Consider the following 16,940-nt stretch of genomic DNA (forward strand, 5'->3'; position numbering starts at 1 on the left):
GTACGAAGTTTTAGCTTAGGCTAATTCTTTAAAATATTGTTTTAATATCTGGTCGTTCTCCTTTACAGGAGTAAATACTTCAAGTATTTTCGGACTATCAGATTTATTGAAAAATGCTTCAAGGCTACTGTTAAGTTCTTCAAGGCTATGTGCCTGAGAATATTCAAAACCAAACATCATGGCAAGATGTTCTCCTGTCAGGTTGTGCTCGGTTTCAAAATAGGTATTAAATACAGCTGTTTCTTTATGTCCGGGTAATATCCTGAATATACCCCCGCCACCGTTATTGATAAGCAGAATTTTGAAATCTTTCGGAATATAACTGTTCCAAAGGGCATTACTGTCGTAAAAGAAACTTACATCTCCGGTGATTAGTATATTTTCTTTACCACTGGCAACTGAGGCACCAATAGCGGTAGATGTGCAGCCATCTATACCGCTGGTTCCCCTATTACAAAATACTTCTACCGATGGTTTCATATCAAAAAGCTGCATATATCGTACGGCAGAGCTGTTACTTATCTGTACCTGTGAATTTTCGGGTAATGAAGTAAGAACCGATTCAAACACCTTGAAATCACTAAACGGAATTTGAGTCATGTATTCATCATGTTTCAGTTTCCTGTATGCTTTTATTTCCTGAGCTCTATGATTGTAATTACTCTCCACAAAATGTGTAGCCGGTAAAAAACGATTTAAAAATGTATTTGGTTCGGCTAAAAAATGTTTGGTAAGTACTCCAAAGGTATCATAAGCCCTTAATGTATCAATGTGCCAGTGATCGTGAGGTTTATAGCTCCTTAAAAAGGCTTTAATTCTTTTAGATACTACCATTCCGCCAAAGGTAACAAGTATGTCAGGACAAAATGCCTTAAAGTCCTCTTCTTTAAACGGCGTGATTATAACATCAATACTGTTTAAAAACTTTTTATGATGAATATTTGAAGTCGATTCTGTCATTACCACTACAGAAGGATCTTCCGCAAGGCGTTCCAGTATTTCTTTATCTATAGTGTTTGGTTGATTTACACCTACTAAAACCAGTTTCTTTTTAGCAAGATTCCATTTTTCTATAAACGGACTCAAATCCTCACTAAAAGAATTTTCAAAAGAAACATCAAGTATTTTAGGCTCAACAGTAAGCTGATCTGTAACATCATACAAAGGCTCTTCAAACGGAGCATTTATATGTACAGGACCTTTTTCACTTATAGCCTTTTCTATAGCTACATTAATTTTATTATCATTTTCGGCAGAAGCCTCTTCTTGAAGATTAGCTGAATAAACAATATGATTGGCATATACATTTTCCTGACGAATGGTCTGTCCGTCACCTATGTCAATTTTATCATGCGGCCTGTCGGCAGATATTATTACAAGCGGAATCTGACTGTAAAAAGCCTCTGCAACTGCAGGATAATAATTAAGTAATGCAGAACCCGAAGTACACAGTACAGCTACCGGTTTTTTAAGCTGTTGTGCCATACCTGTAGCAAAAAATGCTGCACAGCGCTCATCGGCTATACTATAGCATTTAAAAGCCGGATTAGTTGCAAAACCTATAGTTAGAGGTGCATTACGCGACCCCGGAGATATTACGATATCAGTTATTCCCTTAGCACGGCATATTTCAATAATGCTTTGTGCCAAAGGTATTGTTGGGTACATCATTATGTGCATATTCTAGATTATAAATGCGGGTGTAAACTAAAATAACCCGTTATGAGTTAATCCAGTTTACAATTTCAGGATCTTTTGGAGTTGTACGCGGGCTAACTACTTTTTCCAATTCTCCGTTAGTATTGATAAGGTATTTTTGGAAGTTCCACTCTACCTCACTATCCTGAAGTCCGTTTTTATCCTTTTGTGTAAGGAACTGGTATATAGGAGCCATATCTTCCCCTTTTACAGATATTTTAGACATCATAGGGAAACTTACACCATAGTTTTGCTTACAAAAAGTAGCAATCTCCTCATTAGTACCCGGTTCCTGGCTCGCAAAGTTATTTGCAGGAAAACCTACAATAACAAGACCTTTATCCTGATATTCTTTATAAAGTGCCTCAAGTTCTTCATACTGCGGAGTTAATCCACATTTTGAAGCGGTGTTTACTACAATTACTTTTTTACCTTTAAGTGTAGAGAAGTCAAACTCTTTACCATAAAGATCTTCTACTTTAAACTGGTATATGTTTTCTTTAGACATGTTTATTGGATTTTCAACTGCCTGTGCAGTCTCAGTTGTTTCAGTTGTTGTATCCTGTGTGTTGTTTTTGCAGGAAGCAAAAAGCACAATTGAACAGGCTAATATTGCTATTTTTTTCATGGTTTTATTTTACTGTAAAATTAAATAAAAATTCGCTTAAGCTAAAGAATTGAGTATATTTAAAGTCTATATATAAATATACTAAATATGTTGTTTTTTAATACCATTACCAGTTTTTTAAGAAACAGGGAATACAGGGACTTACTGTATACCACAACCATAATACTGATAGTTGGTACAATTTCTTATCATTATATAGAGGGCTGGAGTCTTGTTAATTCTCTTTATTTTTCGGTAATTACCCTAACAACCATAGGTTATGGTGATTTTTCTCCACAAACCGATTTAGGCAAAATGTTCACTATTGTTTATATACTTATGGGGCTTGGTATAATACTCCAGTTTATCAATACCGTGAAAAACCATTATAGTGAAACCCGAAACAAACATCATCATAAAAAAGACCGATAAAAAAAGCCTCTTTTTAAAGAGGCTTTTTTGTTATTAATTATTTCTTTGAATAATGTTTTTTGTACTGTACAAAGGATATTGCTCCTATTATCAATGCTCCAAGAGCCATCCAGTAGAAATATGAAGGTGTTCTCACCTCTCCACTTGCATAAGAGTGTAAACCTGTAAGATAGAAGTTTACACCAAAATAAGTCATTAATATAGAAGCAAAAGCCAGAACACTGAAGAAACTAAATGCCCAACGTCCTCTTAAACCAGGAACCAAGCGCATATGTATTACAAAAGCATATACCATAATACTTACTAGTGCCCAAGTTTCTTTTGGATCCCATCCCCAGTAGCGTCCCCAACTTTCGTTAGCCCATTGCCCGCCAAGGAAGTTACCTATAGTAAGCATAACTAAACCTACCGTTAGAGCCATTTCTGTGATGTATGTTATTTCTTTTATGTTTAAGTCCATTTCCACTTTATTTTTATTATTAGTGAAAATCATTAGTAACATAGAAACAAGCCCAAGTATCATACCTAGAGTGAACGGGCCATAACTCGCTACAATTACCGCAACGTGAATCATTAACCAGTAAGAGTTAAGTACTGGCACCAAGTTTCCTATTTCAGGGTCTGTCCAGTTCCAGTGAGCAACCATTAGTATAATTGAAGCTACAAAGCCTGCTGATGCAATTGTAAGTTTTGATTGTCTTCCAAAAGCTAACCCGAAAAATGCTGTAGCCCAGCCTACATAAATCACAGATTCATAAGCATTACTCCAAGGTGCATGCCCTGATATGTACCAGCGGGTAATTAATCCAATTGTATGTAATATGAAAAGTAAACCAATAATAGCATGAAAAAGGTTTACTGTATATTTAACCCATTTTTTAGTATAAAATATATTAATAATTACAAAAAATAACATTAATACACCTGCATACATATACCACTCAAATAATTTTTTAAAAATATCATATTTGTTATATAATATTTCTGCATCAATTTTTTTATCTGAAGGCATAACCTTACCTCCAAACTTATGTTGATAATTGGTTAAACCTTCAATTAGGCTATTTGGCATGGTATAGTCATTTTTTTCGGCAGCTGCCTCAAGTGACTGTGCATAGTAAGGAAGTAAATTCTTTATTTTTTGCAGATCTTCATTTTGTATTTCTGAAGCTTCTAAATAGGAAACCCATTTATTATTTGGGTCATTAGGTACAGGGAAAACTTTTAGAATACTTCCGCTAAGTGCAGAATATAAAAGGTTTATCCTTTTGTCAATATCCATATAATCCTTATCAAACTGATTAGGAATTGTCTCTCTGTAAGCTCTTTCTAAAGTATGCGATAATTTATAGTTCCCTTGCTCATCAAAGAAATCAGCAAGCGATGCATATTTAGCTTTTTTATCAACTCCTGCAACAATACGCAAACTATCGTTTCCTCGTTTCAGGTATATTACAGGTACATTGTACCAAACTTCCGGTAAATGTGTAATAGATATAAAAACCTGGTCAGCATTCATATCCTTATAAGTATCACTCTTACTTACTTTTCGTAAAAGCTCTGATGAAAATGTATTTACAGGCTTCATTCTACCTCCGGCATCCTGTATAATAATACGACCAAATTTAGCAGCATGCTCTTCACTTACCTTATACTTCTCAATTATAGAGTCTAACTGCTTTTCAGTTGGTTTGTCATGAATGTGTTGAGAATATCCACTCAAACCAATAAATAACATTAATACTGCTAATATTTTTTGTTTTTTCTCTTCTATCTTTTTAAGTTTTTTCTTTAAATCACCAAAACGTGTATTTTTATCAAAAAGTAAAGCCATTAACCCAATGTATAAAAGAAAATACCCTATGTAACTCGTCCATGTTCCTGCTACATCATGATTAACAGAAAGCTTAGTTCCTTTTTCATCTGGGTCAAACCCTGCCTGAAAGAAACGGTAGCCACGATAATCCAGAATATTATTCATATATATATGAGAATCAAAAGTATTATTTTCTTCCTGATCTATAACAGTAACTTTACTTTCAAAAGAAGAATAACTTGATTCTGTACCAGGATATTTATCGGCAATAAAATCATTAAGTTTTATACTAAAAGGAAGCTCATATGTTTTACTTCCGTATATAAAAGTATATTCAAGACTACCTATCTTGATAGACTGTGGCACTCCCATTTTTTGTTTACCACCTACAAGTGTAACCTCTTTTTCTACTCCTTCATTTTTAACTACAATAGTAAGAGCACCGTCTTCTTTTGTTTTATAGTCTCCGTTTGACTTGTATACCATCTTACCTTTAATAGGTGCTTCAGGGAATACAAATCGTGAACCTGCAACATTATATAATGACCTAAACATTAAAGGCTGGATAGAGTCGGCATATACTGTACCCTCCATCCTATCGGCCATACGCATAAAATCACCTCCAAAAGATGACTGTAGCATGTATATGTCATTTACAGAAGTAATGTTTACTGCACCCTGAGTAGGCTTGTTAAAAGCATATAGAATATTGTGGATACTTTGTACTTCACCTTCTTTAAGGTAGTGTTCATGGCGTCCGCCGTCTCCGGCTTCAACCATCTTTATGTAGTTAACACCGTCTTTATCCTCTACAATAGTATCTTTAGCACCAAGTATATAATCTTTATACTCAATAGTAAAAGGAATACCATTAAACTCTTCGTTCATAGTAAAGTGATTACTACCCAGCATACCTATAAACCAGGGCTTATCACCTTCGGGAGTCATTAACAAATGTTTCTCAAAGGTTCTTCTTCTCATTTCTCCCTGATATTCACCATCAACCATTACAGTTAAATAAGCTTTATCCGAATAAAAATGGCTTTCGGTAGCACCTTCTCTAATAGGCATCATACCTTCATAACTAATATATCTTGTTATACCGGCACCCAGAATAATGAAGATAAATGAAAGGTGAAGTAAAAGAGTGGCCCACTTCTCTTTTTTATGTAACTGGTAACGTTTTATATTACCTATAAAGTTAATTACAAAAATGAGCATGATGGCTTCAAACCATTTTGCATTGTAAATGTATAATCGGGCTGTTTCGGTATTATAAGCATCTTCTATAAATGTGCCTATCCCCATTGCTAAAGCAAAAGCTATAAAAAGGACGGCCATTAAACGCGTAGAAGAAAGAAAGGAAATAACTTTATCCATGTTGTGAAGCGGAAAATGGTTTTTAAATTGATGCAAAAGTACTCAAAACTTCATTTTTAAAGTTTATTTTAACGATTAAAAATTAAGGAAATTTCTGCCCGAGGCGGTTTTTACAAAATCTCTTTAATTATTTTCGCCTTAAAGACATTCAAAAAACAAAATTCTTTAAAATTATAGTGTCGCAATATTGCATTACAATGTATTGCATTAACTTTATGACTTTTTACAAATTATTGTTTTAAGGGCATGGCTTTTGTGAAATAAAAATCAAATACAAACTAAAAGAAAACTAAACAACCATATTTAATGAAAAGAATTTATTGTACTCTTTTAGTCGGCTTTTTGGGTATAACTGCTTTTGCTCAGGAAGTTGATGCTAACAACCAAAATAAGTTTGACGATTTTATGTACAGGCGCGGTAATGTATACCGCTCTGCATCGGGGATTCCCGGACCGGAATATTGGCAAAACAGTGCCGACTATGTTATTGAGGCCGAACTCGATGATGTAAATAATATACTTAAAGGTAAAATGACAATGACATACCATAATAACAGTCCGCAGGAACTGAAATATGTATGGATGTATGTGGAACAAAATCGTTTTACCGAAGATTCAAGAGGTACACTTACAACCCCTATTGCCGGAAACAGATATTCGGGCGATACAAATGGTGGACTATCAATTAGTAATCTTGTAGCAAAGTCTAAGGGTAAAGAGTCTGGGAAATACCTGATTAGCGATACCCGTATGCAGGTATTTTTTGACAACCCAATTAAAGCAAACGGAGGTAAAGCAACTGTTTCCATGAACTTTGAATTCAAAATTCCGGAAGAAGGAATGGACAGAATGGGACAATATAAAACCGAAGATGGTATTACCTACTCTATGGCACAATGGTACCCAAGAGCAGCTGTTTATGATGATGTTGTAGGCTGGAATACTGAGCCTTATCTTGGAGCAGGTGAATTTTATGTAGAATACGGCAACTTTGATTATAAAGTAACTGTACCGTATAATTTTATAGTAGTAGGATCTGGAGAATTGGTTAACGCTAAAGATGTACTTACCAAAAATGAGATAAACAGGCTTGAAGAGGCTTCAAAAAGTGATAAAACAGTTTATATTATATCACCTGAAGAAGTTGGAAATACCAGTATTACACGACCTGTGCAAAACGGGAAGCTAACCTGGCGTTTTAAAATGGAAAACACACGTGATGTAGCTTTTGCGGCTGCTAAAAACTTTATTTGGGATGCAGCCCGTATTAATCTTCCAAGCGGTAAAAAAGCTATGGCACAATCGGTTTACACAAAAGAAAGCGATGGAAATGACAGGTGGAGTCGTTCTACCGAATATACTAAAGGTTCAATAGAGCATTATTCATCTATGTGGTACGAATACCCATACCCTAATGCGGTAAATGTAGCCTCAAATGCAGGAGGTATGGAATATCCCGGTGTTTCTTTTTGTCATGCCAGAAGTTGGGGAGCTGATTTATGGGATGTAACCGATCACGAATTCGGGCACAACTGGTTCCCTATGATAGTTGGTTCTAACGAGCGCCGTTATGCCTGGATGGACGAAGGTTTCAATACTTTTATAAACTACTATAGTACTGTTAACTTTAATAATGGTGAATACACTTCGGATGTAGCGAAAAGCCGTAACAGGGTTATGTGGTTCAGATGGAAAGGAAGAGAAAGTATCTCTACCTACCCTGATGTTGCAAAAGCAATGAACCTTGGTTATACTGCTTACTATAAACCTGCAACAGGACTTATAATGCTTCGTGAATATATTTTAGGACACGAGCGTTTTGATAATGCTTTTAAAATCTATATCAATAAATGGGCATTTAAACACCCTCAACCATCAGATTTTTATAACTGTATTGAAAATGTGGCAGGAGAAAATTTAAATTGGTTTTGGAAAGGATGGTTTGTTGGAAACGGCAATGTGGACTTAGGGATAACTAAAGTTTCACAATACGATGACAATTCTACCATTATCACATTTGTAAATAAAGGTGATATACCAATGCCTGTAGTGTTTAAAATTTTCTATGAAGATGATTCGAGCGAAATAAAAACACTTCCTGTAGAGGTATGGCAAAGAGGTAATGAATGGAAATACCTGCTTAAATCTCCTAAAAAAGTAAAAATTGTAGATATAGATCCGGGACGTTTTTTACCGGATATCGATTCTACAGACAATACATGGATTAAAGAAGAATAAATACAATAATTTATAAAGCTGGCATTTTTTCTAAGCCAGCTTTTTTTTAATAATTTAGCCTCCATGTTAAAAGTAGTAGTTATAGGGAGTGGTAATGTAGCTCAGCATCTGATATCGGTCTTTAAAGAGAATGAAGCTGTGCAGTTGGTTCAGGTTTATGCCCGTAATCCCGAAAGTTTATATCATGTTATTGATAAAGAGAAAACTACCGCCTCTTTTGAGGAAATAACTGATGCCGATATATATATCATTTCAGTAACAGATGATGCCATAGCGCGGGTATCTTCCTCTCTACCATTTACTAACAAATTAGTTGTCCATACTTCCGGAAGTGTAGCTTTAGAACAGCTAAATAGTAAAAACAGACGCGGAGTTTTTTATCCGTTACAAACATTTTCCAAAAATAAGGCTGTAAATTTTAATACAGTTCCGCTATGTTTGGAAAGTGAATTTGAGAAAGATTATACTATTTTGGAACAACTTGCCAACAGCTTTTCTCAAAGCGTATATAATATAAGTTCAGAACAACGAAAAGCACTGCATGTTGCAGCCGTATTTGTGAGCAACTTTGTAAATCATATGTATGTACAGGGTAAAAACATATGTAACGAACATAATATTCCGTTTGATATCCTTAAGCCTCTTATACTGGAAACGGCAGATAAAGTACAGCAAATGGATCCTATAGCTGCCCAAACAGGCCCTGCAGTAAGAAATGATAAGCAAACTATTGAAAAGCATATTGGTTTTATAAACAACGATATACAAAAAGAAATATATAAGTTAATTACACAATCTATACAGGATGTCAAAAAGTTATAAAGAGATAATGAACGATATTACCACATTTGTTTTTGATGTGGATGGCGTACTAACCGATGGTACAATACACGTAACCCCTACAGGAGAAATGTTAAGAAATATGAACATTCGTGATGGCTATGCCATGAAGGCTGCCGTAGAGAACGGATACACGGTTTGTATCATTTCCGGAGGAAGTAATGAAGGTGTAAGAGTAAGGCTAAGAAATTTAGGAATTACAGATATTCATCTAGGTGTACCAAATAAAGTAGAAACTTTTGATGAGTTTACCGATATTTACAACATAAAGCCTGAAAATGTACTTTATATGGGAGATGATATCCCTGATTATCATGTAATGAAGCTGGTAGGCTTACCTACATGCCCGCAGGATGCAGCTCCCGAAATTAAAGAGATTAGTAAATACATATCTCATAAAAATGGCGGTACAGGGTGTGTGCGTGATGTTATAGAACAGGTAATGAAAGTACAGGGAAAATGGATGGAACATTTTAATGCTAAGTACGATTAATATATAATAAATACTAAACAGGAATTTATAAGCTTAATGAAAATAGCCCGACTTATACAATACGGAAACCTTTTACTTATTGCATTTGCCTTTTGCACATTCAGATATGGATTTTTAGAAATGCAGTCTGGCCTTCCACTGGCATTAAACAACCTCCAGTTTTTACTTCTAACTATATCGGCTGTATGTATAGGAGCCGGTGGTTTTCTTATCAATAACATAATTGATAATGATGTAGAAGAAAAATACGGTATAACCGAAAGTATGGCTTACAACCTATATATGGGGCTTAATATTGTAGGTGTTGGGATTGGGTTTTATATATCCAATTATATTGGCACTCCTAGCTATACACTTGTATTTATAATATTATCCGGTACTATGTATTTGTATGCTACAAGCCTTAAATATACTATTGCAATTAATAACATTATCGTTGCCTGTATTGTAGCAGTGAGTGTTGTGTTAATAGGGGTATTTAATTTATACCCTTCAATAACACCAGATAACAAATTATACATGGCTACTATATTCAGTATATTTCTGGACTATGCAGCTTTTGCTTTTATAATAAGCCTTATCAGGGAAATAATAAAAAATATTAGGGATACTGATAAAGATTATAACAACGGAATCAATACATTACCCATTGCTTTAGGAAAAAGCAGAGTAGCAAAAATAGCAGTAGGACTTACGCTTATACCTGTTGCTATGACGCTTTACTACATTGACAGTTATTTTATTAATGAAAACGGAATGTTACTATATGCTCTACTTTATGTATTGATATTTATACTGGGTCCACTTACTTACTTTATGATAAAACTATGGACTGCTAAAACAGCCAAAGATTTTGACAGGTTAAGCCTTACATTAAAAGTGGTTCTTGCTTTTACTATATTATCCATAGTAGTTATAACTTTTAATATTCAAAACAATGCTTAATGATAAACTGAAACATTACAATATTATACTTGCTTCAGGATCCCCCCGAAGGCAAAAGTTTTTAAAAGAACTTGATATTGATTTTGAAATACGCCTTAAAGATGTTGAAGAAATATACGCAGGTCATTTAAAGGCAGAAGAAATAACTGATTTCCTTGCAGAACTTAAAGCTGCTGCACTTACAGATACACTTTCTGACAATGATATACTTATTACCAGTGATACCATTGTTTGGCATAAGGGTAAGGCTTTAGGGAAACCAACTGATAAGGAAGATGCTTTTGAAATGCTAAAATCACTATCGGGTAATACTCATGATGTAATTACATCAGTCTGTATTAAAAACAGTTTAAAATCAGTAACATTTAATGAGACTACAAAAGTTACTTTCAATACACTGACAGACGAGGAAATAAACTATTACCTTGAAAACTACAGACCTTATGATAAAGCAGGGGCTTATGGTATACAGGAATGGATAGGTCTTGTCGCTATTGCAAAAATTGAAGGTTCGTATGTAAATGTTGTTGGCCTGCCTGTAGATAAGGTATATCAGCATTTAGTTTCTTTTACAAAATAATTACAAGGCTAAATGCCTATTATAACCATGCATAAATATTTTAGTTACCTCCTACTCTTCTGTTATGTTTCTGTGTTTGCACAGCAGCCACAAAAACCATCATCGGTAGAGATTTATCATAAAATTGAAAAACTTAATTTCTTAGGTACAGCATTATATATAGCTGCTCACCCTGATGACGAGAATACAAGGCTTATTTCGTTTCTTTCAAATAAAAAAATGGCTCGTACCGGCTATCTTGCCCTAACTCGTGGTGATGGCGGACAAAACCTTATAGGGCTTGAATTAAGAGAGCTATTAGGTGTTATCCGTACTCAGGAACTGATTGAAGCCCGTAAGATTGATGGAGGCGAACAGTTTTTTAGTCGGGCGAATGATTTTGGTTTCTCCAAAGTGCCAGATGAAACCTTACAAATATGGGATAAGGAAGAAGTATTACAGGATATGGTTTGGATAATCAGAAAATTCAGACCTGATATTATCATTAACCGTTTTGATCACCGTACACCAGGAACGACACACGGGCATCATACATCATCAGCGATGTTAACTCAGGAGGCTTTTGGTTTAGCTAACGACCCTAACTATGCTCCTAACCAACTTAAATTTGTAAATACATGGCAAACACAGCGCGTGTTTTTTAATGTATCATGGTGGTTTTTTGGAGGAAAAGAACAGTTTGATAAAGCCGATAAGTCTAAATACATAAATCTTTCTACAGGAGTATACTACCCTATGCTGGGTAAATCCAATCAGGAAATAGCGGCGCTTAGCCGTAGCAGACACCGTTCACAAGGTTTTGGTACTACAGGAGCCCGTGGTGATGATATGGAATACCTTGAACTTATAAAAGGTGACAACCTAAAAGATAAGCAAAACCTTTTTGAAGGAATTGATACATCATGGAACCGGGTTAAAAACGGAAAGAAAATCGGTAAAGCAGTACAAAACATACTGGATAACTACGATTATAAAAATCCTTCTGCTTCATTACCTGCTTTAATAACAGTTTATAAAGATATACAGGCTCTTGATGACGAATACTGGAAGGAGATAAAAACAAAAGAAATAAAAGATATTATTGCGGCATGCAGCGGACTGTTTGTTGAAGCATTGGCCAATAATCAGTCGGCAACACCAGGTAGCGAAATAACAATAAACTGGGAAGCTATTAACCGTAGTGCAGTACCAATGACTTTAAAGTCTGTTACGGTTTATCCTGATGATGAGACCTTTATTCATAATATTCAGTTACAAAACAATGTAGATAAAGGCGATAGCTTTACGGTTACCATACCTCAGGATATAGAATATACTTCACCTTATTGGCTTAAAGAAAAAGGGAATAAGGGTATGTATACCGTAAACGATCTACAAAAAATAGGTATACCCGATATTATAAGGGAATTATATGTAAGCTTTGAAGTTGAAATTAACGGTATAATAATTCCTTTTAAAAGAGAACTGGTATATAAATACAATGACCCTGCTTTTGGCGAAGTGTATCAGCCTTTTGATGTAGTTCCGGCTGTAACAACAAAAATCCTTAATAAGGTACAGTTGTTTAAAGACAATAAAAAGCAGACTGTACAGGTTAAAATAAGTGCCGGTAGAGATAACTGTATTGGTGAACTTCAATTAAAATTGCCTAACACATGGAAGGTGAGTCCTGCTTCAATTCCGTTTAACTTGGAAAACAAAGGAAGCGAACTAATAGTATCATTTGAGGTTACTCCTCCATCACATTCTGAAGAAGCCATAGCTGAAAGTATAGCTTTAGTTAATAATGAACAATATGATAAAGAACAGGTGATTATAGATTATCCACATATTGCAAAACAGCAGGTATTATTAACATCTATAGCTAAGTTTACAAAAGCAGATATTGAAATTAAAGGCAGAAGGATTGCCTACATAATGGGTGCTGGAGATAACGTGCCTGAAAGCCTTAGGCAAATGGGATATGAAGTAAGCTTACTTAGTCCGCAGTTAATTACTCCAGACATTTTAAAAGACTTTGATGCGATTGTTTTAGGTATTCGTGCCTACAATGTATTGGACGATTTGGTATACAAACAACAAATCCTTTTTGATTATGTGAAAGAAGGTGGTAATATGATTGTACAATATAATACCACAGGCCATTTATCTATCAGGGATTTTGCACCTTATCACCTTCGTTTATCAAGAGATAGGGTTACCGAAGAAGATGCCGAAGTTACCTTTTTAGCGCCCGAAAATCCTGTTTTGAACAAACCTAACAAGATAACTGAGAACGACTTTAAAGGATGGGTACAGGAGCAGGGATTGTATTATCCTGACGAATGGGGAGCAGAATTTACTCCTATCCTATCGTCTCATGATAAAGGCGAGTCTCCTAAAAAAGGAGCACTACTTATAGCAAAGCACGGAAAAGGTTATTATATTTATACCGGATTGAGCTTTTTCAGGGAGTTACCTGAAGGGGTTTCCGGGGCTTACAGGCTCATGGCAAACATAATTGCACTGGGCAAATAAAATTAACAGCTGGTGTAACAAATATGATGTTTGCCATTCCTATTTAAAGCTAAAAAAGAATTGTATGAAAGATAATCCCAATGCTTGGAAAAAAAGTTATTCGTTAGTAATACTACTCAACATTATCTACATACTAGTGTTTTATTTTATAATGCAAATATTTACATAGATGCAGGCAATAGACTGGATTATACTTTCGGTTACACTACTTTTTATTGTTGTTTATGGTGTTATGAAAACCCGTGGCAGTAAAAACGTAGAGGAATTTATACTTGGAAATAACGAAACACCTTGGTGGACAGTAGGGCTATCGGTTATGGCTACACAGGCCAGTGCCATTACGTTTCTTTCTACCCCCGGGCAAGCCTACCATGATGGTATGGGTTTCGTACAGTTTTACTTTGGTATGCCTTTGGCAATGGTGGTTATATGTATCACCTTTATACCTTTATATCACAAACTAAAGGTATTTACAGCCTATGAATTTTTAGAACAACGATTTGATCTTAAAACGCGTTCGCTTGCCTCAATAATATTTTTAATTCAACGAGGGCTTGGTACAGGGCTTACTATTTACGCACCGGCTATTATACTATCATCACTTTTAGGATGGAATCTTAACTTAATGAACCTTATAATTGGTGTATTGGTTATTATCTATACCTTCTCTGGTGGGACAAAGGCTGTAAATGTTACCCAAAAACAACAGATGTTTGTTATCATGTCGGGTATGATAATCACTTTCTTTATCATATTGAGCTACCTGCCTGATGAGCTTAGTTTTGCCAATGCATTACATATTGCAGGCGCTAACGATAAAATGAACATTGTTGACTTTTCATTTGATCCTGCCGAAAAATATACCATTTGGAGTGGTATTGCAGGAGGTTTCTTTTTGATGCTGGCTTATTTCGGGACCGATCAGTCTCAGGTACAACGTTACTTATCAGGTAAATCTATCAGAGAAAGTCAAATGGGACTTATAATGAACGGACTATTAAAAGTACCAATGCAGTTTTTTATACTGCTTATAGGTGTAATGGTTTTCATCTTCTTTCAGTTCCACTCTGCCCCATTGCACTTTAACCCTAATAACGTTAAGGTTTTAAAGGAATCACAATACAGTGATGAGTATGCCGGACTGGAAAAACAGCTTGAAGACCTTGCCCTGGAGAAAAAGGAAATAAGTATGATTTATGTAAATCAACTTAATCAGGATTACGACAATAAGGAGCTTCATAATAAAATGGTTACCCTAAATGCAAGGGAAAAAAGCCTAAGAGATAAAGCAAAAGGACTAATAAAGAAAGTAAACGAGAAAGCTGAAACTAACGATAAGGATTATGTTTTTCTGTACTTTATATTGAACTTCCTTCCAAGAGGACTTGTAGGGTTACTACTTGCTGTAATATTCTCGGCAGCAATGTCATCATCGGCTTCAGGATTAAATGCCCTTGCCTCTACTACCGCAATAGATATTTACAAGCGTAATGTAGGGGAAAAATCAGAGAAGCATTATGTAAATGCCACAAAAATGTTTACCCTTTTGTGGGGAGTTATAGCCATACTTTTTGCTTGCGTGGGCACCTTGTTCGAAAATCTTATCCAGCTCGTTAATATAATAGGTTCTATTTTCTACGGAACCGTACTGGGTATTTTCCTTGTTGCTTTCTATATCAAATATATAAAGGCACAGGCCATATTTTGGGGAGCTTTAATAACACAAACAGCAGTTATTTATATATGGTACGATTACGTAAGAACAGATCATATAGGTTACCTGTGGCTTAACTTTATAGGTGCTATGTTGACTATATTCCTATCGTTAATATTACAACCGTTTCTGGATAAGAATAAACCAATGCAGGAAGCATAAAAAATGCGGGTTTAAAAACCCGCATTTTTTATATAATTTTGAAAAATTACTTTCTGCTCCATTCAAGGATAGAATCCTTATTCATTTTCACATAATCGTAGTTGTTTGCTTTCTCGGCTCCTGCTAACGATTGTTTTGCTGTTTCAATAGCACCTTTCTTGTCTCCCATTTTAGCCTGTATAAGAGATTTTTGTCTCAAAATATAGAACGGCACATCCTGTCCGCTTGGTGTTTTAGCAATAGAATTATTAATCCACTCTAAAGCTTTGTTCATATCGGCGTTAGACTGGTAGTAGTATTGTGCTGCAGAGAAATAATCACCTGCACTTGGTCCAGCCATCGCAGTTTCAATACTTTCAATAGCTTTCTCTTTAGTAGGAACAACGAATTTTAAAGTAACCTTAGTTCTTTCCCATGATAGCTCAAGATTTGCAAAATCATTGTCAAGATCAGCAATATTAATAGTAAAAGTTTCTATGTTTTTAGGAAGGAACTCCGGTTTAACAGTAGTTCTTAAAACCTCTTTTTTCTCATCCCATTTTTCAGGTAATCCCCAGTTGTGTGTATCACCATAAAAAATAATATCCCAACTATCTGCTTTTGGTAAAGTATATAATGCATACTCTCCTTTTGGAAGCGTTTTACCATCAATAACCACGTCGTCACTAAAAGTAATAACAGTATTGGTATTCGCACCGGTTCTCCATAATTTCCCAAAAGGAACTAACTCACCGTAAACAGATCTGCCTCTTGCACTTGGGCGTGAATAATCAATTTTAACATTTGTAAGACCCACAGTCTGTTCAATTTTTGCCGACGGACTTGCCATTGGAGTCTGCACCTGAGCATTTGTTGTTAAACAGCCCAGCATTATAGCACCTGCAATAAGTAATTTTTTCATTTTAACCTGATTTTGTTTTATATATTGATACTGCGAAATTAATCATTATGCGTTTTACGATTGTTAAAAAATACTAAAAATAAGGTTCAACAAAGCTTAAAATTCCCTTGTGTTTCCTAACTTCACACAGTTTAACGCTTTAAATATAGCCTGTTTTGTATACACTACATAAAACACAAAAAATACCTGTAAGTTTAAATGCAGCCTGGAACTTTATTTCTACTCCCAAAAACCTTGCCGTAATTACCCCACCCTCAATGGGTTTCGTAACATTATCAGGTGATGATAGAGAAATGTTTGCCGGACAGATTATACACTACCATGTTAGTCCGCTACTGGGTTTAAAAATGGAATGGGTAACTGAGATAACCCATGTTGAGGATAAGCGTTTTTTTGTTGATGAACAGCGCTTCGGGCCTTATAAGTTTTGGCATCATAAACACTTTTTAAAAGAAATACCCGGAGGTGTAGAAATGGAAGATATTATACACTACAAACTTCCTATGGGTATATTAGGTAAAATGGTACATCCGTTTATAGTAAAACCTAAACTGGAAGAAATTTTTAAGTACAGGAAAAATAAGCTAATCGAACTTTTTGGAGAATTTAACGACTAA

The 16,940-nt window shown here is 35.2% G+C and carries 13 protein-coding genes; 9 read left to right on the forward strand and 4 right to left on the reverse strand.

Annotated features, from left to right (window positions below; genetic code table 11):
* Positions 1-15 precede the first annotated feature (15 nt).
* Together menD and V3Z67_RS01870 are read right to left on the reverse strand one after the other, a co-directional pair.
* Positions 16-1,671 (reverse strand): 2-succinyl-5-enolpyruvyl-6-hydroxy-3-cyclohexene-1-carboxylic-acid synthase, encoded by a 1,656-nt coding sequence (gene menD / locus V3Z67_RS01865; protein WP_330441718.1) that lies wholly within the window; start codon positions 1,669-1,671, stop codon positions 16-18.
* A gap of 49 nt (positions 1,672-1,720) precedes the next feature.
* Complete coding sequence (locus V3Z67_RS01870) at positions 1,721-2,326, reverse strand: glutathione peroxidase (RefSeq protein ID WP_330441719.1); 606 nt, start codon at positions 2,324-2,326, stop codon at positions 1,721-1,723.
* Between the two features lie 87 nt (positions 2,327-2,413).
* Here V3Z67_RS01870 and V3Z67_RS01875 point away from each other — a divergent pair, with 87 nt between their 5' ends.
* A complete protein-coding gene (locus V3Z67_RS01875) occupies positions 2,414-2,737 on the forward strand; it encodes a potassium channel family protein (protein WP_330441720.1) in 324 nt (107 codons plus the stop codon).
* 37 nt (positions 2,738-2,774) lie between these two features.
* Here V3Z67_RS01875 and ccsA read toward each other — a convergent pair whose 3' ends face one another.
* On the reverse strand, positions 2,775-5,933 hold the full coding sequence (gene ccsA, locus V3Z67_RS01880; RefSeq protein ID WP_330441721.1) for a cytochrome c biogenesis protein CcsA: 3,159 nt from the start codon (positions 5,931-5,933) through the stop codon (positions 2,775-2,777).
* Positions 5,934-6,239: 306 nt separating this feature from the next.
* Here ccsA and V3Z67_RS01885 point away from each other — a divergent pair, with 306 nt between their 5' ends.
* The 7 genes from V3Z67_RS01885 to V3Z67_RS01915 all read left to right on the forward strand — a co-directional run bounded on the left by V3Z67_RS01885 (position 6,240) and on the right by V3Z67_RS01915 (position 15,422).
* Positions 6,240-8,171: a M1 family metallopeptidase gene (locus V3Z67_RS01885; protein ID WP_330441722.1), complete on the forward strand. Its 1,932-nt coding sequence runs from the start codon at positions 6,240-6,242 to the stop codon at positions 8,169-8,171.
* Positions 8,172-8,234: 63 nt separating this feature from the next.
* Positions 8,235-8,993 carry a Rossmann-like and DUF2520 domain-containing protein gene (locus tag V3Z67_RS01890; RefSeq protein WP_330441723.1) on the forward strand — a complete coding sequence of 253 codons (759 nt, stop codon included), beginning with the start codon at positions 8,235-8,237 and terminating at the stop codon, positions 8,991-8,993.
* Positions 8,977-9,504 carry a KdsC family phosphatase gene (locus tag V3Z67_RS01895; RefSeq protein WP_035131070.1) on the forward strand — a complete coding sequence of 176 codons (528 nt, stop codon included), beginning with the start codon at positions 8,977-8,979 and terminating at the stop codon, positions 9,502-9,504. The genes V3Z67_RS01890 and V3Z67_RS01895 overlap by 17 nt, the downstream gene beginning before the upstream one ends.
* A 36-nt stretch (positions 9,505-9,540) precedes the next feature.
* The gene (locus V3Z67_RS01900; RefSeq protein WP_330441724.1) at positions 9,541-10,449 is read left to right on the forward strand and encodes a geranylgeranylglycerol-phosphate geranylgeranyltransferase; all 909 of its coding nucleotides are present in this window, start codon (positions 9,541-9,543) and stop codon (positions 10,447-10,449) included.
* Positions 10,442-11,029 (forward strand): Maf-like protein, encoded by a 588-nt coding sequence (locus tag V3Z67_RS01905; protein WP_330441725.1) that lies wholly within the window; start codon positions 10,442-10,444, stop codon positions 11,027-11,029. The genes V3Z67_RS01900 and V3Z67_RS01905 overlap by 8 nt, the downstream gene beginning before the upstream one ends.
* 27 nt (positions 11,030-11,056) lie before the next feature.
* Positions 11,057-13,546 carry a PIG-L family deacetylase gene (locus V3Z67_RS01910; RefSeq protein WP_330441726.1) on the forward strand — a complete coding sequence of 830 codons (2,490 nt, stop codon included), beginning with the start codon at positions 11,057-11,059 and terminating at the stop codon, positions 13,544-13,546.
* 169 nt (positions 13,547-13,715) lie between these two features.
* On the forward strand, positions 13,716-15,422 hold the full coding sequence (locus V3Z67_RS01915; protein ID WP_330441727.1) for a sodium:solute symporter: 1,707 nt from the start codon (positions 13,716-13,718) through the stop codon (positions 15,420-15,422).
* A 46-nt stretch (positions 15,423-15,468) separates the two neighbouring features.
* On the opposite strand, the gene V3Z67_RS01920 is transcribed toward V3Z67_RS01915, so the two are convergent.
* A complete protein-coding gene (locus tag V3Z67_RS01920) occupies positions 15,469-16,323 on the reverse strand; it encodes a DUF2911 domain-containing protein (RefSeq protein WP_330441728.1) in 855 nt (284 codons plus the stop codon).
* Positions 16,324-16,478: 155 nt separating this feature from the next.
* On the opposite strand from V3Z67_RS01920, the gene V3Z67_RS01925 reads away from it, so the two are divergent.
* On the forward strand, positions 16,479-16,940 hold the full coding sequence (locus V3Z67_RS01925; protein ID WP_330441729.1) for an SRPBCC family protein: 462 nt from the start codon (positions 16,479-16,481) through the stop codon (positions 16,938-16,940).

The organism is Flavobacterium sp. C4GT6 (assembly GCF_036347315.1).
Taxonomy (GTDB): domain Bacteria; phylum Bacteroidota; class Bacteroidia; order Flavobacteriales; family Flavobacteriaceae; genus Flavobacterium.

Coding starts and splice junctions, on each gene's coding strand:
- V3Z67_RS01915 (WP_330441727.1), top strand. CDS start 13,716: ATGCAGGCAATAGACTGGATTATACTTTCGGTTACACTACTTTTTATT.
- V3Z67_RS01910 (WP_330441726.1), top strand. CDS start 11,057: ATGCATAAATATTTTAGTTACCTCCTACTCTTCTGTTATGTTTCTGTG.
- V3Z67_RS01870 (WP_330441719.1), bottom strand. CDS start 2,326: ATGAAAAAAATAGCAATATTAGCCTGTTCAATTGTGCTTTTTGCTTCC.
- V3Z67_RS01905 (WP_330441725.1), top strand. CDS start 10,442: ATGCTTAATGATAAACTGAAACATTACAATATTATACTTGCTTCAGGA.
- V3Z67_RS01890 (WP_330441723.1), top strand. CDS start 8,235: ATGTTAAAAGTAGTAGTTATAGGGAGTGGTAATGTAGCTCAGCATCTG.
- V3Z67_RS01895 (WP_035131070.1), top strand. CDS start 8,977: ATGTCAAAAAGTTATAAAGAGATAATGAACGATATTACCACATTTGTT.
- V3Z67_RS01885 (WP_330441722.1), top strand. CDS start 6,240: ATGAAAAGAATTTATTGTACTCTTTTAGTCGGCTTTTTGGGTATAACT.
- menD (WP_330441718.1), bottom strand. CDS start 1,671: ATGATGTACCCAACAATACCTTTGGCACAAAGCATTATTGAAATATGC.
- V3Z67_RS01900 (WP_330441724.1), top strand. CDS start 9,541: ATGAAAATAGCCCGACTTATACAATACGGAAACCTTTTACTTATTGCA.
- V3Z67_RS01875 (WP_330441720.1), top strand. CDS start 2,414: ATGTTGTTTTTTAATACCATTACCAGTTTTTTAAGAAACAGGGAATAC.
- V3Z67_RS01920 (WP_330441728.1), bottom strand. CDS start 16,323: ATGAAAAAATTACTTATTGCAGGTGCTATAATGCTGGGCTGTTTAACA.
- ccsA (WP_330441721.1), bottom strand. CDS start 5,933: ATGGATAAAGTTATTTCCTTTCTTTCTTCTACGCGTTTAATGGCCGTC.